This window comes from Microthrixaceae bacterium, assembly GCA_016702505.1.
Lineage (GTDB): Bacteria > Actinomycetota > Acidimicrobiia > Acidimicrobiales > Iamiaceae > Aquihabitans.
In genome coordinates this window covers 34,974-56,092 of record JADJDU010000008.1, presented here as the reverse complement: position 1 = coordinate 56,092, position 21,119 = coordinate 34,974, and the positions used below count along the sequence as shown (strand labels likewise).

The window sequence follows — 21,119 nt, the reverse complement described above, 5'->3', positions numbered from 1 at the left end:
CGCCCCACAGAGGAGAAGCCCCATGACAGTCCGACTGATGCTCGCCGACGACCACCGGATGCTGCGAGAAGGCCTGCGACGCAGCCTTACCGAAGACGGCTTCGACGTGGTCGGTGAGGCATCCGACGGAGAGGAGGCCGTCCGGCTCGCCGGAGACCTCCGTCCCGACGTGATCCTCATGGACGTCACCATGCCCGATGTCGACGGGGTCGAGGCCACCCGGCGGGTTCGCCGCCTCTACCCCGACATCCAGGTCGTCATGCTCACCATGCACGCCGACGAATCGGTCATCTCCGAGGCCCTCCGTGCCGGTGCCGCCGGCTACCTGGTGAAGGACTGCTCCATAGAGGAGATCGCGGCCGCCATCCGCATGGCCGCCAACGACGAGGCCGACCTCTCTCCGACGTTGGCCGGGGCCATGCTGTCGGAGGTACGCCGGATGACACCGGTCCCATCACTGGAGGACAACGAACAGATCGTCACCCGGCGAGAGATCGACGTCCTCCAGTTGATCGCGGACGGCTGCTCCACTCCCGAGGTGGCAGAGCGGCTGTTCATCAGCCAGAAGACCGTTAAGAACCATCTGGCGTCCATCTACCAGAAGCTCGACGCCAGAGACCGTACCCAGGCTGTCCTACAAGCGGTCCGAATGGGAATCGTCCGTCTGAGCTGATCCCAGCCCAAGCCTCTCGACTGTTGGCAGTTGGCAGTTGGCAGTTGGCAGTTGGCAGTTGGCAGTTGGCAGTTGGCAGAGCAAGCCTCGCATCGCATCCAATCGCCGAAAAACTGGGACGGAGGGTGGAGCCAGGCTCCACCCTCCGTCAGGTTCCCTCCACTCCCCCGAATGGACGGAATACTTCTAGAACTCACCCACCCACCCTGTTCTGGGGGGGTTGGATATGCAGATGGACCGCGTGGGCCCGGTCAGCCGTTCAGCTGCACTGAGAGTTGGTGTCACCCATGGCGGCGCCGACACAGTTGGCATTGTTCCCCATCATGCCTTTGCCTCCATTGCCGAAGAACGACACAGCCGAGAACGTCACGACGGCGATCAGAGCGAGCATCAGCGAGTACTCGACGAGCCCCGCCCCCTCTTCGTCCTTGACCTGTCGGATCTTGCTCGAGCGCTTGTGCATTGCGCCCTCCTTTCCGAGTCCTGCCAGAAGTATCGACAGTCAGGGGCGGCGACTCGATAGGTCATCAGGCCCATCGCGATGGCGAATGTCACGCCGCTCCCGGCACATACGGGCCATTAGGCCCATCCCTACTCGGGAAGAGCCACCACCCACGTTTCATCCTCGAAGGCGATCTGCCAATCGGGTGACTCGGCCAGCCACTCACCGAATCGGCTGTCCGAATCCCACAACACCGCTGTAGGCCGTGATTCCTCGAGGATCTGCTGGTAGTTCCCGTTCACATCGATGAGACCGACGTACCAACGCACGACCTCGATCGGGAACATGTCGACTCGGTCGTCTATGAACACCCGGGCCTCATCTGGCCCATAGGCGAACTCCATGTAGTTGCCCACCACGTCACGGCTGATGACCCTGGCCTCTGTCCCCAGGTACCCGTTAGCGTCCATCCAGGCCAAGGCTTCCTGAGGGTAGGGCTCGAAAGCCGTCGGCTGAGCTCTCAACTCGATGATCCCCACCACTACAAGGGCCACCGCCATTGCATGTAGCGCCGGAGCCGCCACCGCTGGGCGTTTGGCTCCGTCGATCCGGCCCAGACCGCTGAGACCCTGGGCGAGCAACGGGGTGAGAACGATGCTGGCCTGGAGGATGTTCCTGGCGCTCACAACAGCTGCGGCCCCGAAAACGAGCAGCGGCAAGACGTTGCGCCACGACCGAGCCCTGATAACCACAAGTACCGCAGTCAGGATCAGCATTGCGATGAACACTCGGTCCACTCCGGCCGTGACCCCGATCCGCTGCCACTCCTTCACGTACTGGAACGCCTCACGCCGCTCCAGCATCTGAACGGGGAACACCAAGATCCGAGGGCCTATCGGATTTACTCCCCCGGCCAGGGTGCCCACCACGACCCACAGGAGGGCGCGCAGCTCGACTCGGGGCTCTTCTCGTACGTCTAGCCAACGCCCAAATGCCAGGAGCACCAACAGGACTGGAGCGAAGGGGAACGAGCCATGTGTGTTCACCCACACCCACATCACCGGGACCAACCACCGTGGATCCAGGCGATCATTGGCCGCTAGGAGCACCAACGCCAGACCAATGGCCCCGAACAGGAATGGACGTTCGGTCCACATCCCCGTCCCCAGCGCCACCACCAACAGACCGGCCAGAAGCCGCCCGACAAGCCCCGAGGCCGCGTCTGTGAGCTTCCACAGCAGGGCTAGGAGAATTCCGACCAACATGGCGGTCAGCAGCCGAAGGCCGTTGAACCCAGCGATCTTCTCGACGGCCGCATAGATGACGCTGGCACCCCAACTCTGAACGGTCCACGGCTCGCCGAACGCGGTCCACGAGTATGGATCGACTGTCGGAACCGATCCCCGCTCGAATATGAGCCTTCCGGTCGCCAGGTGGGTCAGGAAGCTGTTGTCCTGAATGGGTGACAGGCCGATCCTCACGGCAACGAACAGCAACAACATGAACACCACACCATCCAGAGATGGGTTGGCCAACCGGTTGCCCAACGTCAGCAAGCCGACAGCCGACGAGGTCGAATTGGTCAAGTCATCCGATATGGAGCCGGGTGCCGTGGCGATACCTGTCTCGGGTTCGGACCGATCCGGACCTTCATCTGGATCAGCAGATGGCAAGGCTCTCCTCAGAGGCTGTTCATCATCGAGATGATGGCCGGGCCGATCACCACCACGAACAACGCGGGGAACACGCAGAAGACCATCGGGATCAGCATCTTCACCGGTGCCTTCTGGGCCCGTTCCTGGGCAAGCTGGCGACGCTTGATCCGCATCTCGTCGGCCTGGGCCCGAAGGACGCGGCCGATCGAGACACCGAAGGTGTCGGCCTGGAGGATCGCCAGCACGAACGACCTCAGCTCGGGCACGTCACAGCGCCGCTCCATGGCCCGCATGGCGTTGGCCCGGGATGAACCGGCGCGCACCTCACCCAGCATTCGGGCGAACTCCTCAGTCAACGGTCCCGGTACCGCGGCGACCGTCCTATCCAGCGCCTGCTCGAAGCCCAGACCTGCTTCGACGCTGATGACCAGGAGGTCCAAGACGTCGGGCAGCGCACGGCGGATTGCGTTCTGACGTTCCTCCACTCGCCGGTTGATCATGGCGTCGGGACCCAGTACGAACACCACGCTCATCAACAGCGCAGAAGCGAGGCCGGTCATTCCGCTCATGCCGGCGAAGCCGTAGATGAACCACCACACAACCGGTACCAGGGCGATGAGAACCACCCGGAGGGCGAAGAAGCGATCGACTGTGTCCTGATCGCGGTAGCCCGCGGCCATGAACCTAAGTCGAGTCTTCTCCTTGTACCCCTCAGGCGTGAAGCGGTTGCCCAACCCCGACAGCGTGTCGACCACGGGAGCTACCGTGCGCTCACGCATCGGCTTGAGGAGCTCCTGCTCCCGCACGTTGTCAACCTCGTAGCCCTCGAGCTGACGAAGAGACGCCCGCACCGTCGACCGCTCCTCGGCCGAGGAGCCGAGGACGAAGATGATGGCGCCGATACCCGCGCCCAGAAGGATGATTGCTAGGGGAAGCACAAGTTCCTCAGATCTCGATGTTGATGGTCTTCTTCATCCAGATGAAGCCGATGACGGCACTCACGAAGGCCAGCCCGAGCATGGCCTGACCAAGGCCGGTGTTACCCAGCGGGGACATGTACACCGGATTCGATGCCCACATGAACAGGCCGAGGCCGACAGGCAACAGCCCGAGGATGATGGCCGAGATCCGACCCTCTGCGGTGAGTGCGTTCACGTCGCGGCGGAGACGGTCGCGCTGGACCATGGTCTCCGACACCGTCATGAGCAGCTCTGACAGGTTGCCACCCACCTCACGCTGGATTCGGATGGCCATCACCGCCCAAGCAAAGTCAGGGCTGGACATCCGTTCGGCCACGCCGTCCATGGACTCTTCGAGCTCACGTCCGAGTCGGGCCTCGGTGACCACCCGCCGAAGCTCCTTGCCCATCGGCTCGTCCACCTCCTGGGAGACGGCCTCCACACCCTGCATGAGCGAATAGCCAGCTCGAAGAGAACCCGACAAGAGCTGAAGGGTATCGGGGAGCTGGTTCACGAAGGCCTTGGCCCGACGCCCCGCCATGAAGCTGACGATCGCCAGCGGAACGAGCGCCGCCAGCACCCCCAGGACCAAACCTGGGACCATTCCCAGACCGAACAAGCCCATGAGCGTCACCAGGGCGACGCCGGCCACATAGAAGAACAGCGCCTCTGCTGCACGCAGCGGCAGGTCGGCACGTTCCAGGAGCGAGGACACCTTCTCCAAGAAGCCCTGCTTCTCGGCGAACTCCTCGGTCATCTCGACGGCACGCTGCAAGAACGCGGTCTGCGCCAGTGCCTGTTCGTCGGCATCGGCGTCGCCCGGAGCACCTTCGGTGTATGGGCTCAGCACCGACGCCAGACCCGTGTTGCTGCTCCCCGCCAGCTGGATGGCGGCGTACACCAACAACCCGATGGCGACACCCATCACCAGCACTGGCAGGATGGGAGTGGAACGGAGCCAGTCCGGCCCGAATGCCTTCTTGACGGTGACCACCTGAGTGGCACCAGCGCCCTCGGCCTTCGCGCCAGCCACGTAGTTGCGTTCGATCGACTGGGCGCCGATCGTGACCTCGACGTCTACCGCTCCCTGGGACACCTTCGACGCGTAGGTGGCCACGAACTGGCTGTTCATCGTCTTGTCGGCGTTCTCGAACGCCTTGGCGATCTCTGCCGAGGTTCCGGCCTGGAACGAAGCTCCGCCGGCACGGTCGATGATGCTGGCTATGGCGTCTGAATCGACCTCGCCCTCCTTGTGAGTGAGCTCGACGGCGAACAGGGCCGCACCCGAGGAAGCAACCGAGGCGCGGGCACCCGACAATTCGGTTTCGGAGACATCATCTGACCCGTCGGTCACGAGCAGCAGGTTGGGTTGGAGACCGGGACGGCTCTCGAACAGGCTCGTGGCTTTACGAATGCCATCGTTCATCGCAGTACGGGCATCAGCCCTGGCGTTCATACCGTCGAGCGCAGCCTTTATCTGCTCAGGGCTACTGGTGAACGCCGACTCGACGACAACATCGCTACCGAAGCTGACCAGGGCCATCTGGTCTCCCTCGGGAAGGTCGTCGGCCATCTTCTGGATGGCGTCCTTGGCGGCAGTCAGAGCGCCGTCGTCAGCCATGGAGCCCGACAGGTCGACCACGGCCACCGTACCGAGCCGGCGACCTGTCTTTCGCAGGTCTACGAGGTCGTCAACCTTTACAGCAGCACCATTCTCACGAATGGTCAGCTCCTGCAAGGCCTTGGTATCTCCAGTCCACAGGACCGTCATCGCCACGGCCTTCTGGGAAGTGCCGTCGATCCCGCGCACGAGGAAGGTCGGCTCCGGTCCTGATTGCGCCGCCACCGAGGAGATTCCGACCAGCAGCAAGAAGCTGGCGAGCAGCGCGGCGAATACGGCCCTACGGCCGTTACGGGCCATTACCAGGCCCCCGCAGCGCGCTTGGCGAACTGCTCGGGTTGGAAGACTTCTGGTCCGAGGCGGATGCCCTGGTCGGCCAGCTTCTCAGCGAACTTCGGTCGCACACCGGTGGCCTTCAGGTGGCCACGGAAACGGCCGTGCTCATCCACGCCCATTCCGAAGTCGAACAGGAACACGTCCTGAGTGGTGATGACGTCACCTTCCATGCCTTGGATCTCGGTGATGTGGGTGATACGCCTGGTGCCATCCCGGAGTCTGGTGAGCTGCACCACACAGTCGATGGCCGAAGCCATCTGCTCACGGATCGCTCGCACAGGCAGGTCGAAACCTGCCATCAGCACCAGGGTCTCCAGGCGGGCCAGCGTGTCTCGAGGGCTGTTGGCGTGGACGGTGGTGATCGAGCCGTCGTGACCGGTGTTCATGGCCTGGAGCATGTCCAGCGCTTCACCGGCACGACACTCCCCCACCACGATCCGGTCGGGCCTCATACGAAGGGTGTTCTTCACCAGATCTCGAATGGTGATCTGGCCCTTGCCTTCGATGTTCGGTGGCCGGGCCTCGAGGGCCAGCACGTGTTCCTGGTGGAGCTGGAGCTCCTTGGCGTCCTCGACGGTGATGATGCGCTCGTCACCGGGAATGAAGGACGACAACACGTTCAGCGTTGTCGTCTTACCGGTGCCGGTACCACCGGCCACGATGATGTTCAGACGCCCCACCACCACGGCTTGGAGGAAACGGGCCGAGGCCGCGTTCAGCGTCCCGAACCGGATCAGATCGTCGATCTGGTAGGGGTCCTTGGAGAACTTACGGATGGTGAGGAACGGGCCGCCGATGGCCAACGGATGGATCACGGCGTTCACACGGGAGCCGTCGGGTAGACGGGCATCACACAACGGCTGAGCTTCGTCGATTCGCCGACCGACCTGCCCCACAATCTTGTCGATGATCCTCCGCAGGTGGGTCTCGTCCACGAAGCTGGCCCCGGTCTTCTCCACCTTGCCGGAACGTTCGATGAACACCCGGTCGGGACCGTTCACCATCACCTCGGTGATGTCTTCGTCCTTTAGGAGACGGTCGATAGGCCCATAGCCCAAGATGTCGTCAGAGACGTCCTGGATGAGCTGAGCCTTGTCGGCCGCCGACAACGGGGCGCGTTCTACCGCCAGAGCAGCGTGGAGCTGGTCCTGGACGCGGCGACGCAGATCATCCTCCGAGAGCCGCTTGTCGTAGAGGATCGGGCCGAGCTCGTCGATCAGGTGATGGTGGATCTTCTGGCGGAGCTCATCGAGGACCGGATCCCGGCGCTTGTTGACCGTTCCGGCTCCGTTGCCCTGCTGTTCGTGGAGACGCTTGTAGAGGGACACAGGTCCCTATCGGCCTCGCCTCGCCGCGCTAAAGGCAACTCGGCGAGATCCTTGCGACGCTGTCGGCCTGACCCCGGGCGCGACAGAACGTGGGCCCATCGCGGCCCACTCAAAACGCGATCAAACCCTCAGCCGAGCAGCCGCTGGACCCCAGCGATCGGCAGCGCCCGGGTTCAGCGCCAGCCGCGCTTCTTGGCCGCGGGCTCGGTCGACGGCAGGAACAGGTCTGCCACCTGCTCCAGGCTCTTGGCGATCGCCGACTTCGGAGAATCGATGACGACGGGCATACCCTTGTTGACCGACTGCGGCACCACCACATCGCTTGGTATGAGCGCCTCGGCCTTCACCTGGAGGGTGCGCTCCACTTCGCTCACCTCGAGCTTCACCTTGGAGTTGGCCCGGTTGAGGATCAGATGGATCTTCGACATCGGCGTGTTGAGCAAGCGCAGCGTTTGAAGCCCGATCTTGACGTTCTTGATGTTGGGGATGTCCATCCCCGCCACCAAGATCACGTCGTCGGACTCCTCGATCAGCGCCAACACCACCTCGTTGAAGTAGGCGGGTGTGTCGATCACCACGTAGTCACAGAAGGAGCGAAGCAGCCGGATGATCTTGGTCATCTGGTCGGCACCGATCTGATCGGCGAAGGCTGGCTCCAACGGAGCGGGTAGAACCTTCAACCCCGTCTGGGGATGGGTAGAGAGCAACGTCTCGAGGAAGCCGACGTCCAACCGATCGAACGAACCGACGGCGTCGACGATGGTGTGCTGGGGGGCCAGCTTGAGCATCACCGCGATGTCACCGAACTGGAGGTCGGCGTCGACGAGGGCCACGACGCCCTCGGACCGCTGAGCCAGGAGAACACCGAGGTTGGTGGCCATCACAGACTTTCCAGCGCCACCCTTGGTGGAGAACACAGTGATTACCCGCCCCTGTTCACCACTGTCGTCTACGCCACCGAGAGAGGACGACCCCGAGGGCCGGCTGATAACCAGCGTCTGGGCCACCCGGCTGACCGCTTCGTTGAGTTGACCGGTGTCCACCGGCGCACCCAGGACATCCCGCACCCCAGAGCGGATGGCCCGCTGGAACAGATCGGTGGATAGATCCTCTGCGATCAGGATGGCGCCGAGATCAGGCCTGCGGGCCAACATCTGCTCTGCGCCCCCGAGGTCACCGGATCGTGCGCACGTGGGGCCCAGTACCAACATGAACGGGCTCGCCCCGTACCGCTCTTCGACCCCCATCAGGGTCTCCAACGGAATCGCCTGCTCGCCGAGCTGCATCGCCAAACGGCTGCGAATGGCGGGATCGGCCTCTACCACCAGGAGGGGCACGTTCAGTTCGGTGGAGGTGAAGTTCGGCATGGCTCCGGGAGGGGCGGTTGGGTCGGTGACCGGTCGGTCGCCGACCCAACCGTACCCGCTGACAGGCGGGACTAGGACCGGGTCGACGACCTCTGGTTCAGCTAGAGCTGAATGACTGTCAGTTCTCGCCCCGGCTCTCAGGCCCCTTGGGTCCGTACGGGGTGAGCTGGGCCGGATCTTCGGCGGGGATGGTGGCGTTGAAGTCGATCACCTGCTGGGCGACGGGCTGGAAGTCACGAGCCACGAGGCTCAGGTAGAAGTTGCCCTGATCGACCGAGGCGATGTACTGAGCGGCCCGGGTCGGAACCATCACGGTGATGAGACCGGCATCCTGGGCGGCAGCAGGCGAGGCCGGGGCACCTGCGGTGGATCCGTCGGGGTTGGTGGCCACCGCTGCCGCTCCGGCCTGGGGAACGGTGTTCTGACCGACGGCGATGACCTCGACCTTCTGGTACAGGTATCGGGCCTGCTCACCGAACAAGATGTCGGCCGGGTCGACTCCCTCGGGCAGGCCCGCCTCGGGCGAAACCTCCGAGACCTTGCGGATCATGATGTTGATGAAGTCACCGGGCTGGATCAGACCAGCCACACCTCGCACCTGATCGACCTGGAGAGTGATCGCCACCTGGTCCTCGTTGTTGATCCGCGAGAGTCTCTCGGAGAAGGACTGACGGGCGTTGGGGTCCGAGGGATCCACGAACATGTCGTTGAGCACCACCGCGTTGGGCGAGAGCGCGTAGAGCGCCACCTTGCCGGAGATATCCTCAGGGCTGGTGATGGCGTTGGCCGGCACCGCCTTGCGCGGAATCTTGTCCTTCTTGATGTACGCGGCAGCTTCGGCTCCGCTCGTACCTCGGGCAATCGGCTGGCTGACCAGATAGACCGACACCAGTTGGGTGCCCTCATTGGCCTTGTCTTCTACGCCACTGACGTAGTTCCAAACGAGAAAGGCACCCATCGCACCGACGATTACCGCTGCTGCGAGGATGAGAGTCCGGCGTTGGCTCACCGTGAAACCCCTTGGGTTGAGTGGAAGCGCCGATCCCGGATGGGACCGACTGACGACGATTCCCTGTCGGCCCGACCGACCTCACAACTGAGGGTTTCGACCAGATTTCTCCGCCTCCAACCGAGCCTCCCCCGCTCCGAACACCCTTTCGGCCCCTTACATCGCCCTACACCGAAGCCGTGGCCAACCGGGCAGCGACCGAGCGATACAACGAAGATGGCCCCGCCGGAGGGCGGGGCCATCTTCAGTTCACCACCGGGTGAAGCTCCGGATCAGCCTTCCGCGACTGGCTCCTCGGAGGCTTCGACGGTGCCCGACGGGCCAGCTTCGAGGGCCTCAGGGTGTTCGGCGTAGTACTCGGCCCAGGCTTCCTGCGCCTCGGTGGACTCGCCACCGATGTAGTTGCCTTCGTCGTCGTAGGCGTGCTCACCGAAGTGTTCCTGGTACTCGGCCGACACCACGCCGCCCTCGGCAGCCTGCTTGATCGACAGGCTGATCCGCCGACGCTGGAGGTCGAGGTCGATGATCTTGACCCACAGCTCTTCGCCCGGCGTGACCACCTGTTCGGGAAGGTCGACGTGGTGTGCCGACATCTCCGAGATGTGAACCAGACCCTCGATGCCGTCGCCCACCTGGACGAACGAGCCGAACGGGACCAACTTGGTGACCCGGCCGTACACGAGCTCACCAACACGGTGACCCGACGCGAACTCCTGCCACGGATCCTGCTGGGTTGCCTTGAGCGAGAGGCTGATGCGCTCCCGGTCGAGGTCGACCTCGAGCACCTGAACGGTGATCTCGTCTCCGACGGCCACCACCGAACCGGGGTGGTCGACGTGCTTCCACGACAGCTCGGACACGTGGACGAGGCCGTCCATGCCGCCGAGGTCGACGAACGCACCGAAGTTGACGACGCTGGAGACAACGCCATTGCGGATCTCTCCGGGCTTGAGGTTCTCGAGGAACTCCTCGCGCTGTTCCTTCTGGGTCTCCTCCAGCCATGCCCGGCGGGACAGCACCACGTTGTTGCGGTTCTTGTCCAGCTCGATGATCTTGGCTTCGAGGGTGCGCCCGACGTAGGGAGCGAGGTCTCGGACCCGCCGCAGCTCCACCAGGGATGCAGGCAGGAAGCCGCGCAGCCCGATGTCGATGATCAGGCCACCCTTGACGACCTCGATCACCGGGCCGGACACGACGCCGTCCTCTTCCTTCTTCTTCTCGATGTCGCCCCAGGCCCGCTCGTACTGGGCCCGCTTCTTGGACAGGACGAGGCGGCCGTCCTTGTCTTCCTTGGTGAGGACCAGGGCCTCGATCTGGTCGCCGAGGGTCACCACCTCGGACGGGTCTACGTCGTTGCGGATCGACAGCTCACGGCTGGGGATCACACCCTCGGACTTGTAGCCGATGTCCAGCAGGACCTCGTCCTTGTCGACCTTGACGACCGTGCCTTCGACGATCTGGCCATCTTCGACGCTCACCAGCGTGCCGGAGATGGCTTCTTCGAAACTCACATCCAGATCGTTGACGGTGATCTGGCGGGGTACGTACTCCTCGCCTTCGGTGGCGGGACTGAGGGTCGACTGGTCGGACAAGGGGATCTCTTCTCGGTGGACAGGACGTCGAGGGATACAGGACGGTCGAATCGGATGGTTGATGAACCAGGGCGCGAGCGCGCACCAGGAGGAGCCAGGCTACACAGCACCCGACCGGGGTATCCACACGACGACTCCGGTCAGGGAGACACGTGATGGTGGGACGGCGCTGGCAGATCGGCTCGGAGACCGGTCAGACCGGCCGCCGGGCGACCAACAAGAACTCCTCGTGGGTCAGATCCGGAGGGTTACGCCGGTACTCACCGGGACGAACCGACCATGTCGCCTCTGGTTCCAGTCCGGCACTAACAGCCATATATCGAAGCTCTCGAGGCGTGAAACAGGTAGTCCACAGATCGACTTCGGCGTCTTTTCCGGACTCGTCCTTGATCACGGTGCGCTCGTGGTTCACTCCCCGCTCGGCGTCGAAGGATCCCCGTTCGGCGTCCAACCACTGGACCTGGAAGTAGGCGCTGAACGCGCTGAGCACCAGGCGACCACCAGGACGTAGTGCCCGGGCCATGCCGGCCAGAACGGCGGCATCTGGATCCAGCACCACCGGTACGGAACCGCCGTCGGCGAGTCCGAACGCCCCCTGGCAAAGGGAGATCACCGCGTCGAACTCACGGTCGAAGGTGAGAGATCGAGCGTCCCGTCGCTCGAAGGTCGCGCCCGGTGGGGCATCGACCCGAGCCAGGTCGATGAAGCGCTGACTGATGTCAACGCCCACGACCTCGATTCCCATTGCGGCCAAGGCCCGGCTGTGGCGACCCGGTCCGCAGCCGACGTCAAGCAGCCGCATGCCGGGCTCGAGGTTGAGAACCTCGTGGAGGAACGTCACCTCCTGATCGGTGCCCTTGGTGAACGAGTACCGGAGGTAGGCGCCTCCGAGATGGTCGGCCAGGGTCTCGAACCAGTGGTCCCGTTGCGGCTGACCGTCTGTCAACGCTTGTCGCAGTGGGTGTTGATCGACTCGTTGATCTGGGCCGCGTAGTAGTTGAGGTCGGTCCTGAACGTGTTGATGATGTGTTCGGCCAGCGCCAGGTCGTCGATTTCGGGGGTGACCGAGTCGACCAGGTTGATGTACACCCTGGTGTAGCGGTCCATGGCCATGTCGAGACGGGGTGGGGCGTTGATCGTCATGATGGTGGCGTCGGCCTTCCACTTGTCTCGGCCCTGGATGATCACGTCGCGAAGCGGGCCGATGGTCTCGGCCTGGGCTGCTTCCATGAGCTTGGTGTCGAACTCCATGGCTGCCAGCGCTCCCCGGCAGAACTCACGCTTGTCCCTGGGCAGATCGATGGGGTCCACGTCGGCCGTGGTGGTCGTCTCCAGGGCGTCGTCGGACAGGCCTCCGGCCACCGAGCACGGAGGGAGCGCCGAGCCACCGGCTCCTCCAACCGTGGCGGCTGACGTCGAGCTCTGGCCGATCGCACCGGCCCCGATGCCCGAGTTGGCGTCGCAGGGTTCGGTGGTGGTCGTGGTGGAATCCTCGGCCGCGATTTCGTTGGCCGCCACGGTGCTCCCACCGTCGTCCCCCGAGTTCGTGACCATGTAAGCGATGAGCAAGACCACGACGAGTCCGGCGCCGACCAGTGCGAGCACAGATCCGGTGCTGAAGGACCGAGCCGCCGGGTCTACGACCGGAGCCACCGTCTCGGCCACGGCCGGGGTCGGACGCTGCTTGCCGTAGGCAGCCCGCAGCTCGGCCACCTGCTCAGCGGTCAGTGGCGCAGTGGCCGTCACGTCCATGCCCAAGGCCTGAGCGCGGTCCAACAGTGCTGTGGACCGCACTCCAAGTTCCAGGGCCAGCTCGTACAGGAGCACGACGTTCCTCCAGTTCAGACCCGACCAGGATTGGCCGAATCAGGTGGCCCGACCGGTCTAGCAGGCTCCAGCCATCGACAACCGCCGGGCATCATGACGCGAGCCGAAAGGCGGGCCGACCCCCAAGCACGGCAGGCTGGTGACCGAAGTCGGACGAAGGTTCTGCCATGCGGTGTCATGGCGCCTCGTGCATGACCACCTCGGCCCTGCGTGGGGTCAGCACCGAAGCTTCAGAATCGAATCGGTAGCCCGCGGGATGGTCGAAGGACACCAGGTCCTCGGGTTGTCGGGCCCCGGTCTCGACCAGCCATCGAACCAGGGACCCCTTGAGGAGTTTGTTCCAATGGGACACGACTCGACCGCGGCGATCAACAAACCGCACGGTGGTACGACGAGTTGGTCTCGGCGTCATCCAGTCCACCGCGGCGCTGTGCTCGATGGGCAGAAGATCCCAAACCGACGCGCCACGGGCCCGCTCGGCCAGGGCCGCCGACAAGTCCGGCCGCCACCAGGGGGCGACCTTCCCGATCCCATCGACACGGGCCGACATCTTCAGCCGATATAGCGGTATCGGGTCGGTCGGTGCGACTAGGCCCCACAGCCCTGACACCACCAGTACGTCCCGATCCAGTCGGTGACGGGACTGACCCCTCAACGTCGACGCGTCCAACTCCCGGTACAGCACGCCGGTGTATCGCTCTATGGCCGCCAAGGTGGGCCCCGCCGGATCGACCGCGGCCGTGGTGGTGGAGTCGAGGAGAACCCGGCGCTTCGAGTCCAGATCAGTGAGCCTCATCATTCCCTCACGCCAGGGCGGCCCATCTCCCCCCAGTGCCTTTCCTTCCGAGGGTGGGAGGAGTATCAGGGTGCGGCCAGCCATTGGACCAAGGTAGGGAGCGGGACGGAACGCCACGGCATGCGACCGTCCGATCGTTCGTGGTGCCAGGTCGGGGCCCGACTCCCACGCCCACTGGCAACCCCGGCCCCCCGGCCCCGTACGATCACGTCTCATGGCACGGACCGCTCCCGATCAGCTACCCACCGGTGATGAGAAGGTCCAAGCGGTCCAGTCCATGTTCGATGCCATCGCCCCGCGCTATGACCTGGTGAACCGGGTCATGACCTTCCGTATGGACGTGGGATGGAGACGACGGGCGCTGGCTTCGCTTGCTCTCCCCCACGGGTCGGTCGTCTTGGACCTGGCCTGTGGGACGGGTGACCTCTGCGGGGGTCTTCGATCCGCGGGCCTCCGCCCCATCGGTGTTGACATGTCCTTCGGCATGTTGGCCGCTTCCCGCGTCGAGGCTCCGCTGGTCCAGGGTGATGCCCTGTGCCTCCCCGTGGCTGACGGAGTGGTCGACGGCGTCACCTGTGGTTTCGCCCTTCGCAACTTCCGCGAGCTCGGACCGTTCTTCGCCGAACTGGGTCGGGTCGTAAGACCTGCTGGTCGCATCGCCCTGTTAGAGGTAGCCGAGCCGGTCAACCCGGTTCTGCGCTGGGGACATGGCATCTACTTCGGCAAGGTGGTGCCGGTGATCGGTGGCCTGCTTTCGGATCCGGCGGCCTATCGGTACCTGCCTCGGTCCGTCGCCTACCTGCCGCCTGCCGATGTGATGCTCGGCCAGTTGGCGGAGCAGGGCTTCGAACGGGTGGAGCGGCACCTCCTGTCCACCGGGATCGCCCAGCTCATCACCGCCACCAGGACATGACCCGCTCCGCCCCCTTGGTGGCCGTCACCCGGTCACTTGATTTCGATGTCGACCACGTGGCCTTCGCTGGCCCGGACGGAACGCTCTTCAGCCGATCCGGCATCGGTTTCGCCGGTTGTGGTGTCGCCATTCGTGGGCCCCGGGATGCCGTGGTGGGCGAGCTTTCAGGAATGGCTGTGGACAACCCCCTCGCGCTACCTGGCACCGGACCTGTCGCCCTCGGGGCGCTGCCGTTCATGTCGGGTGAGGGTGCCGAACTGGTGGTGCCGTCACTCCTCGTCGGGACCGACGAGGACGGCAACCGCTGGGCCACCGCCGTTGGCCCCTCACCGGAGAATGGCGCCCCACCCGCTGACCCCGAGCGCCAGGTCCAAGATCGCATCCACGCCGTCGCTGAGGGTCCCCGTCCCATCGGGCCCGGGGCCTTCACCGTGTCGGCCCAACGGTCACCCGGCGAGTGGATGCAGGTGGTGGCCGATGCGGTGGCCCGGATCAAGGCCGGTGAGCTCGAGAAGGTGGTCCTTGCGCGGGCGGTCACCGTGAGTGCAGACGCCCCGATTCCGATCCAGTCGATCCTGGCCAGGCTGGCTCGCAGCTACCCCGATTGCTTCTTGTACCTCGTCGACGGCTTCTGCGGTGCAAGTCCCGAGCTGTTGGTCAGCCGGTCCGGCGATGTGGTCAGGGCCCAACCCATGGCTGGGACCGCGCCCCGGGCCGGCGAGCCCGAAGCCGACGACCGTGCCGCCGCGGCGCTTCTCGCATCGGCTGGTTACCGCCACGAACACCAGGTCACCATCGACGCGGTGCACGACACGCTCCTGCAGTTCTCGTCCTATGTGGACTACGAACCGGAGCCGTCGGTTGTAGCCCTATCCAACGTGGTCCATCTGGCCACCAACGTCGAGGGAAGGCTGTCGCACCCGCCGGCCTCGATACTCGAGCTAGTTGATGCCCTGCACCCAACACCAGCGGTCTGTGGTCGTCCAACAGCGGAAGCATTGCGCCTGATAGAGGAGGTCGAGGGCTTCGACCGAGGGCGCTACGCCGGCGCGGTCGGCTGGGTGGATGCGGCCGGCAACGGAGCCTTCGCGGTGAGCATCCGGGGCGCTTCGGTCTCGGGCAACCAGGCAGTGATCGTCGGCGGTAACGGAATCGTGGCCGATTCCGACCCGGCCACCGAACTGGTCGAAACCAGGGCCAAGATGCAAGCCATGCTCTCGGCCATGGTCAGACCCTGAGGACCAGAGCGGATAGGTCCAGTCGTCGTCGCTGTGAGGGTAATCAGACCGAGGCTTCGAGGCTGTCAGAGCACCGATGCGTGCATCGCTCGATGGAGCGCGTCGTGGTCTGCGGCGTTGACGGCCCGATCGGTCTTGATCACTACCAGGTTGGGGCCACCCCGCTCGACGTTGGCGTCCAACGCCTGGCGCAGGGCGCCAACTCCGTGATGGGCCTCGACCGTCGTGACGTGGATGCCGTGGGAGCGGGCCAGCCCCGCGATGTCGGCACCGTGGGGTGTCCCGAACAGGGACTCGAACCGATCGGCGGTCAGCTCTCGAGCTGGGGGCAGGAACGAGAAGATGGCCCCGCCGTCGTTGTCGACCACCACGATCGTGAGGTCGACCTGGCGGCGACTGAGTCCGACCAGAGCATTGGTGTCATGCACGAAAGCCAGGTCCCCCACCAACGCCATGGTCGAGGCTCCGTTGCCGTGACGGGCCAGGGCCACCCCGACCGCAGTCGACACGACTCCGTCGATCCCGTTGGCCCCGCGGTTTGCCATCACCGCCACGTTGTGGGTGGAGCCTCCATACCACTCCAGGTCCCGGATCGGCATAGACGACGACACCACGAGCACCGCGTCCTCCTTCCCGACGATGCTACGAGCAACGGCCCGGGCAACCGCGGGGTCTGTCACCCGTCGATCGTCTGACTCGAGGTGGTGGCTCAACACGTCCTGGGCTGCCACCTCGAGTTGCTGCCAGCGAGCACTCCACCGCTCGTCGCTGGCCTGGCCGAGACGGCCGGCCAGCGTGGCCAGAAACTGAGCCGGATCGGCTCGTAGCACCACGTCGGCATTTCGGTCGGGATCGAGCCATTCGCCATGGGGATGAACTGCGATCTGAGGCACAGCGACCTGAGCCAACCACGCGCCGACCACCTTCGATGCTGGTGACTCCCCCAGCCTGACCACCAGGTCGGGCTGGAGTTCCTCAGCCAGATCACTCAACCGGAGCCACGTATCGGCGGTGGTGATCACCCCAACCTGACCGGTCCGACACCCTGAGCGAGAATCGGCCAGCACCGGCCAACCCATCTCCGCGACCGTGTTCAACACCGTCTCGGGGTTACCACAGCGGGCGCCGGCCACGACCAAGACTCGTCGAGGTTGGCCGACTTCGAGCGCGTCCAGGACGGTATCGACATCCATGGAGCCCCGGACCTCCGGTGCACTGAAGTGGTGCCACACACGCCCCGACGGCCGACCCGGCGGCAACGACACCGGCTGGGCCAGCAGCGGCTCTCGGAACGCCAGGTTCAAGTGCACCGGCCCGGGGCCACGACCGCCGCAGCCCTCGGCCTCCAGCACTGCCCTGGCCCCCAACGACCGCCACGAACCACTCGTGGCCGAACTCGGAGGACCAGGATCCACGAACCACCGGACCGCCGGACCGAAGAGCCGGTTCTGGTCGACGGTCTGAGGGGCACCTACGTCGTGCAGTTCGGGCGGACGGTCTGCCGTCACCGCCACCAGCGGAACACTGGCCTGATGGGCCTCGACGACGGCCGGATGGAGCTCTACCGCCGCGGTCCCGCTGGTGGTGAGGACCACGGCTGGCCGCCCCGAGGCCATGCCGATCCCGAGACCCACGAACGCCGCCGACCGCTCGTCTATGTGGACATGGACGGTGATCTCGGGTCGATCGGCGAGCGCCATCGCCATGGGGGTGGATCGAGACCCTGGTGAGACGACGGCGTGTTCCAAACCGGCCCTGACCCACTCATCGACGAGCGTGGCGCAGAACGTGGCGTTGAGGACTGCGGAGTCTTCGGTCAAGTCGGCCATCACGGACCATCTCACCACAGCCACCTATGTCCGCTACACCACGGTCCTATCCTCAACTCGTGGGGCTGCACCAGGTGACCGAAGGCGATGGCCCGCCGGTGGTGTTGGTTCACGGCTTCACCCAGACCGGGGTGAGCTGGCGCCACGTGGCTCGAAGGCTGGCGTGTGATCACACAGTGATCAGGGTCGACGCACCCGGCCACGGAGGATCATCGGCGATCCAGGCCGACCTGTCCGCCACCGCCGACCTGTTGGCCGAGACCGGTGGACGCGCCACCTACGTTGGCTATTCGATGGGGGCCAGAGCCGTCCTTCGCCTCGCCCTCGACCACCCTGACCTGGTGGCCGGCCTGGTGCTGGTCGGGGCCACCGCCGGTATCGACGATCCCGACGAGAGAGCCGAGCGCCGAAGGCTCGACCATGTCCGGGCCGAGCGGATCGAAAAGCTCGGTGTCGCCGCGTTCCTCGAGGAATGGTTGGCGCAACCCCTGTTCGCCAACCTTCCCGATGATGTAGAGGAACGACGGGCCAGGGCCACCAACACCGCCTCGGGTCTGGCGTCATCTCTTCGGCTCTCAGGCACTGGGACAATGGACCCACCGTGGTGGAGCGCCCTGAGCGAAATCAGGGCACCGACCGTCGCCATGGCCGGCCAGTTGGACCTCAAGTTCGTCAAGCTCGGTCGACGCGTGGCCGACACCGTGCCCGGGGCGAAGCTTGTGACCGTCCCCGGCGCCGGACACGCCGCCCACCTCCACGCCCCCGAGCTGGTGGCCGACAGGGTGCGAGAGGTCTCGGCCCGTTCAGGCTGACAGAACCAGGCCGACCGACAGCAGTGCTCCGAAGAGGGCCTGAACCCGGCCGGTGTCGACCAGAACCGGAATGAGAGCACCGCCCCGGGCTCCCGAGAGGACGGCCACAACCGGACGCTGCGCCGCGAAGACAGCCAGCAACGCCAAGGCGCCGGCAGGCCTTCCCCCTCCGCCGGCCACCAGCGGAACACTGATGAAGCTACCCACCAGAAGACTCACGTAGAACCAGCGGGTGCGGGTATCACCGATTCGAACGGCCAGCGTCCGCTTTCCGACCTCGGTGTCTCCGGGGATGTCGCGAAGGTTGTTGACCACCAGAAGCGAGGTGGCCAGGAAGCCGACCGGAACCGATGCCCCCAACGACAGAGCGGTCAGCTCCCCGGTCTGGACATAGGTCGACCCGGCGGTGGCGACCACCCCGAAGAACACGAAGACGAACAGCTCGCCCATCCCGGCGTAGCCGTAGGGCCGTGGACCGCCGGTGTAGAACCAGCCAGCAGCGATGGCCAGGGCACCGACGACGAACAGCTCGGGACCCACGGCCAGGGCCAGCGCGGCCCCCACCACTGCCGCTACACCGAAGGCGGCTGCCGCCGCCCGTTTAACCGCACCGGGAGCCGCCAAACCCTGACCGACCAGGCGCACCGGGCCAACCCGAAGGTCGTCGGCATCGGTGCCACGGATCCCGTCGCTGTAGTCGTTGGCGTAGTTGGTGGCCACCTGTAGCGCCAAGGAGACGATCAATGCCGCCGCGGCCCGCCACCAGATGAGCCCGCCAGGAACCGTGCCCACCGCCACCGCCGTCCCCACCGCCACGGGCACCACCGCGGCAGGGAGGGTCCGTGGTCGCGCTCCCTGGATCCATAGCGAGGGTCCACGGGGATCAGTCGCTTGGGTCACGGGGTAGAAGTCTGGCCCATGGCGTCTGTGTCACCGGAGCCAAAGGTTGCAATCCCTATTGCCGCCCAGCCGATGCGACCCCTAGATCATGGGACCGATCGAAGGCGCTTCGGTTCGGGGCGCGAATTCGCAGGAAGAATCGGCCGACGTGCGAGCATCGGGTCGTGGCCAGACTTCTCGCACTCGACCTGCCCGCCGGTGCCGAACTGGTCGGCGCGCTGGAGGATGCGTGGGCTTCGGGCGACGCCGTCATGGTCGTGGACCAACGGTTGTCCGCCGAGGCCCGCCACGACCTGATCGACATCGTCCGACCCCATGGCGTGGTCGGACCACACCGTTGGCCCCTCGACTGGGAGCAGCTCCCTGAGCTGCGAGACGGAGATGCCCTAGTGGTCCCCTCCAGCGGAAGTACCGGTGCACCCAAGATGGTGGTGCACACCCGCGCCGGATTGCAGGCCCATGCCGTGGCTGTCCACGAGCGACTCGATGTGGACCCGGCCCGGGACCGGTGGCTGGCGTGCCTACCGCTAGCTCACCTCGGTGGTCTCGGCGTGGTGGTCCGGTCTCTGGTGACCGGCGTCGGGCTCGACCTCATGGACGGTTTCGACGCCGACGCGGTGTCCGGGGCCCCGGGCCGTCTGGGCTCAACGCTCGTCTCGGTCGTACCCACCGTGCTGGACCGCATCGACGTCGGCCGATTCCGACACGTGGTGGTGGGCGGCGCTGCCGACGATGTCGCCAGGCCAGCCAACGTGGTCCGCACCTACGGGCTCACCGGGACCGGCGGCGGCGTCGTGTACGACGGACGCCCCATCGGCGACATCGAGGTCGAAGTCGATGGTTCGGGCATGATCCGCCTGCGGGGTTCAACCCTGGCCCGTGGCGTGCGGGCGCCCAACGGGGACATCACCGCCTTGGTCGACGGTGACGGGTGGATGACCACCGGAGACCGCGGCCGGTGGAGCGGTGACCGGCTGGTGGTGGATGGGCGAGCCGATGATCTGATCATCACCGGCGGAGAGAACGTTTGGCCCGGCCCGGTCGAGTCGGCCCTAGCTGCGCACCCCGAGGTCGCCGATGTGGCGGTGATGGGAAAGGTCGACCCGCGCTGGGGGCAACGGGTGGTGGCCGTGGTGGTCGCCCGTGACCCCGCTCGACCCCCGACCTTGGAGGACCTCCGGGACCACTGCTCCCAGGTGTTGCCCCGGTGGGCGGCTCCCCGCGAGCTGCTACTTGTTCCCTCGATCGCCCGCACATCCCTGGGCAAAGTCCAACGGGACGCGCTCATGCGCTCCGCGTCAGTCGAGCGCTGACCTCTCGGACGCGGATCTCAGTAGGGGTGGGAGATGTAGTCGTGTAGAGCCCGGGCTTCGAACTCAAGCCCGGAGATCCGGTCCTTGACCACGTCACCGATGCTCACGAGGCCGACCAGTCGACCCTCGGACGTGACCGGCACATGGCGGGCACGGCGATCGGTCATGGTGGCCATAAGGTGCTCGATGGTGGTTTCGGGCCGACAGGTGACCACATCGGTGCTCATCACCTCTGAGACCGGGCGAGAAAGCACCGGTGAACCGAGGATGGAGATAGCCAGCACCACGTCTCGTTCGGCCAGAACGCCTTCGATCGACGTTCCGTCGCTGGTCACGACCACCGCCCCGATGCGGTGACGAGCCAAGGTATCGATGGCCTCAGCAGTGGTGGTGTCTGGTCTCACCGTGACCACGTCGGAGCCCTTCTGCTGGAGCAACACGCTGACCTGCATGGGAACCTCCTCGTGCTTTGGGAGTCGCCCCAATGATCGCGCACTCCGTGAGCGTCT

General features: G+C 65.3%; 18 protein-coding genes and 1 pseudogene. 5 read left to right on the top strand and 14 right to left on the bottom strand.

The window, feature by feature from the left end:
* The first annotated feature begins 22 nt into the window (after positions 1-22).
* Positions 23-673: a response regulator transcription factor gene (locus tag IPG97_08910; protein ID MBK6856647.1), complete on the top strand. Its 651-nt coding sequence runs from the start codon at positions 23-25 to the stop codon at positions 671-673.
* A gap of 349 nt (positions 674-1,022) precedes the next feature.
* Here IPG97_08910 and IPG97_08905 read toward each other — a convergent pair.
* The 11 genes and pseudogenes from IPG97_08905 to IPG97_08855 form a co-directional block, all read right to left on the bottom strand.
* A pseudogene (locus IPG97_08905) lies at positions 1,023-1,136 on the bottom strand (Flp family type IVb pilin).
* Positions 1,137-1,264: 128 nt separating this feature from the next.
* A complete protein-coding gene (locus IPG97_08900; GenBank protein ID MBK6856646.1) occupies positions 1,265-2,701 on the bottom strand; it encodes a hypothetical protein in 1,437 nt (478 codons plus the stop codon).
* A gap of 95 nt (positions 2,702-2,796) precedes the next feature.
* Positions 2,797-3,708, bottom strand: a complete 912-nt coding sequence (locus tag IPG97_08895) for a type II secretion system F family protein (GenBank protein ID MBK6856645.1) — start codon at positions 3,706-3,708, stop codon at positions 2,797-2,799.
* 7 nt (positions 3,709-3,715) lie between these two features.
* Entirely contained in the window at positions 3,716-5,650 is a 1,935-nt protein-coding gene (locus tag IPG97_08890) for a type II secretion system F family protein (protein MBK6856644.1), read from the bottom strand.
* A complete protein-coding gene (locus IPG97_08885) occupies positions 5,650-7,014 on the bottom strand; it encodes a CpaF family protein (GenBank protein ID MBK6856643.1) in 1,365 nt (454 codons plus the stop codon). Before IPG97_08885 ends, IPG97_08890 begins: the two co-directional genes overlap by 1 nt.
* A gap of 173 nt (positions 7,015-7,187) precedes the next feature.
* The gene (locus IPG97_08880; protein MBK6856642.1) at positions 7,188-8,381 is read right to left on the bottom strand and encodes a P-loop NTPase; all 1,194 of its coding nucleotides are present in this window, start codon (positions 8,379-8,381) and stop codon (positions 7,188-7,190) included.
* A 118-nt stretch (positions 8,382-8,499) separates the two neighbouring features.
* Positions 8,500-9,339, bottom strand: a complete 840-nt coding sequence (locus IPG97_08875) for a hypothetical protein (GenBank protein ID MBK6856641.1) — start codon at positions 9,337-9,339, stop codon at positions 8,500-8,502.
* Positions 9,340-9,662: 323 nt separating this feature from the next.
* A complete protein-coding gene (gene rpsA, locus IPG97_08870) occupies positions 9,663-10,982 on the bottom strand; it encodes a 30S ribosomal protein S1 (protein MBK6856640.1) in 1,320 nt (439 codons plus the stop codon).
* Positions 10,983-11,175: 193 nt separating this feature from the next.
* A complete protein-coding gene (locus IPG97_08865; GenBank protein MBK6856639.1) occupies positions 11,176-11,940 on the bottom strand; it encodes a class I SAM-dependent methyltransferase in 765 nt (254 codons plus the stop codon).
* Positions 11,925-12,809: a translation initiation factor IF-2 N-terminal domain-containing protein gene (locus IPG97_08860; protein MBK6856638.1), complete on the bottom strand. Its 885-nt coding sequence runs from the start codon at positions 12,807-12,809 to the stop codon at positions 11,925-11,927. The genes IPG97_08865 and IPG97_08860 overlap by 16 nt, the downstream gene beginning before the upstream one ends.
* Before the next feature lie 175 nt (positions 12,810-12,984).
* A complete protein-coding gene (locus tag IPG97_08855) occupies positions 12,985-13,689 on the bottom strand; it encodes a YaaA family protein (GenBank protein MBK6856637.1) in 705 nt (234 codons plus the stop codon).
* A 130-nt stretch (positions 13,690-13,819) separates the two neighbouring features.
* On the opposite strand from IPG97_08855, the gene IPG97_08850 reads away from it, so the two are divergent.
* A complete protein-coding gene (locus IPG97_08850; protein ID MBK6856636.1) occupies positions 13,820-14,518 on the top strand; it encodes a ubiquinone/menaquinone biosynthesis methyltransferase in 699 nt (232 codons plus the stop codon).
* Positions 14,515-15,756, top strand: coding sequence for an isochorismate synthase (locus tag IPG97_08845; protein MBK6856635.1), 1,242 nt, complete (start codon positions 14,515-14,517; stop codon positions 15,754-15,756). The genes IPG97_08850 and IPG97_08845 overlap by 4 nt, the downstream gene beginning before the upstream one ends.
* A gap of 65 nt (positions 15,757-15,821) precedes the next feature.
* Here IPG97_08845 and menD read toward each other — a convergent pair whose 3' ends face one another.
* Positions 15,822-17,600, bottom strand: a complete 1,779-nt coding sequence (gene menD, locus IPG97_08840) for a 2-succinyl-5-enolpyruvyl-6-hydroxy-3-cyclohexene-1-carboxylic-acid synthase (GenBank protein ID MBK6856634.1) — start codon at positions 17,598-17,600, stop codon at positions 15,822-15,824.
* A 44-nt stretch (positions 17,601-17,644) separates the two neighbouring features.
* Here menD and IPG97_08835 point away from each other — a divergent pair, with 44 nt between their 5' ends.
* Entirely contained in the window at positions 17,645-18,397 is a 753-nt protein-coding gene (locus IPG97_08835; protein ID MBK6856633.1) for an alpha/beta fold hydrolase, read from the top strand.
* Here IPG97_08835 and IPG97_08830 read toward each other — a convergent pair.
* The gene (locus tag IPG97_08830; GenBank protein ID MBK6856632.1) at positions 18,389-19,297 is read right to left on the bottom strand and encodes a 1,4-dihydroxy-2-naphthoate polyprenyltransferase; all 909 of its coding nucleotides are present in this window, start codon (positions 19,295-19,297) and stop codon (positions 18,389-18,391) included. The two genes, IPG97_08835 and IPG97_08830, sit on opposite strands and share 9 nt — an antisense overlap.
* Positions 19,298-19,461: 164 nt before the next feature.
* On the opposite strand from IPG97_08830, the gene IPG97_08825 reads away from it, so the two are divergent.
* Positions 19,462-20,610 (top strand): AMP-binding protein, encoded by a 1,149-nt coding sequence (locus tag IPG97_08825; GenBank protein ID MBK6856631.1) that lies wholly within the window; start codon positions 19,462-19,464, stop codon positions 20,608-20,610.
* A 17-nt stretch (positions 20,611-20,627) separates the two neighbouring features.
* Here IPG97_08825 and IPG97_08820 read toward each other — a convergent pair whose 3' ends face one another.
* Positions 20,628-21,062 (bottom strand): CBS domain-containing protein, encoded by a 435-nt coding sequence (locus IPG97_08820; GenBank protein MBK6856630.1) that lies wholly within the window; start codon positions 21,060-21,062, stop codon positions 20,628-20,630.
* Positions 21,063-21,119: the final 57 nt, after the last annotated feature.

Coding starts and splice junctions, on each gene's coding strand:
- IPG97_08890 (MBK6856644.1), bottom strand. CDS start 5,650: ATGGCCCGTAACGGCCGTAGGGCCGTATTCGCCGCGCTGCTCGCCAGC.
- IPG97_08875 (MBK6856641.1), bottom strand. CDS start 9,339: ATGGGTGCCTTTCTCGTTTGGAACTACGTCAGTGGCGTAGAAGACAAG.
- IPG97_08850 (MBK6856636.1), top strand. CDS start 13,820: ATGGCACGGACCGCTCCCGATCAGCTACCCACCGGTGATGAGAAGGTC.
- IPG97_08845 (MBK6856635.1), top strand. CDS start 14,515: ATGACCCGCTCCGCCCCCTTGGTGGCCGTCACCCGGTCACTTGATTTC.
- IPG97_08880 (MBK6856642.1), bottom strand. CDS start 8,381: ATGCCGAACTTCACCTCCACCGAACTGAACGTGCCCCTCCTGGTGGTA.
- IPG97_08855 (MBK6856637.1), bottom strand. CDS start 13,689: ATGGCTGGCCGCACCCTGATACTCCTCCCACCCTCGGAAGGAAAGGCA.
- IPG97_08910 (MBK6856647.1), top strand. CDS start 23: ATGACAGTCCGACTGATGCTCGCCGACGACCACCGGATGCTGCGAGAA.
- IPG97_08820 (MBK6856630.1), bottom strand. CDS start 21,062: ATGCAGGTCAGCGTGTTGCTCCAGCAGAAGGGCTCCGACGTGGTCACG.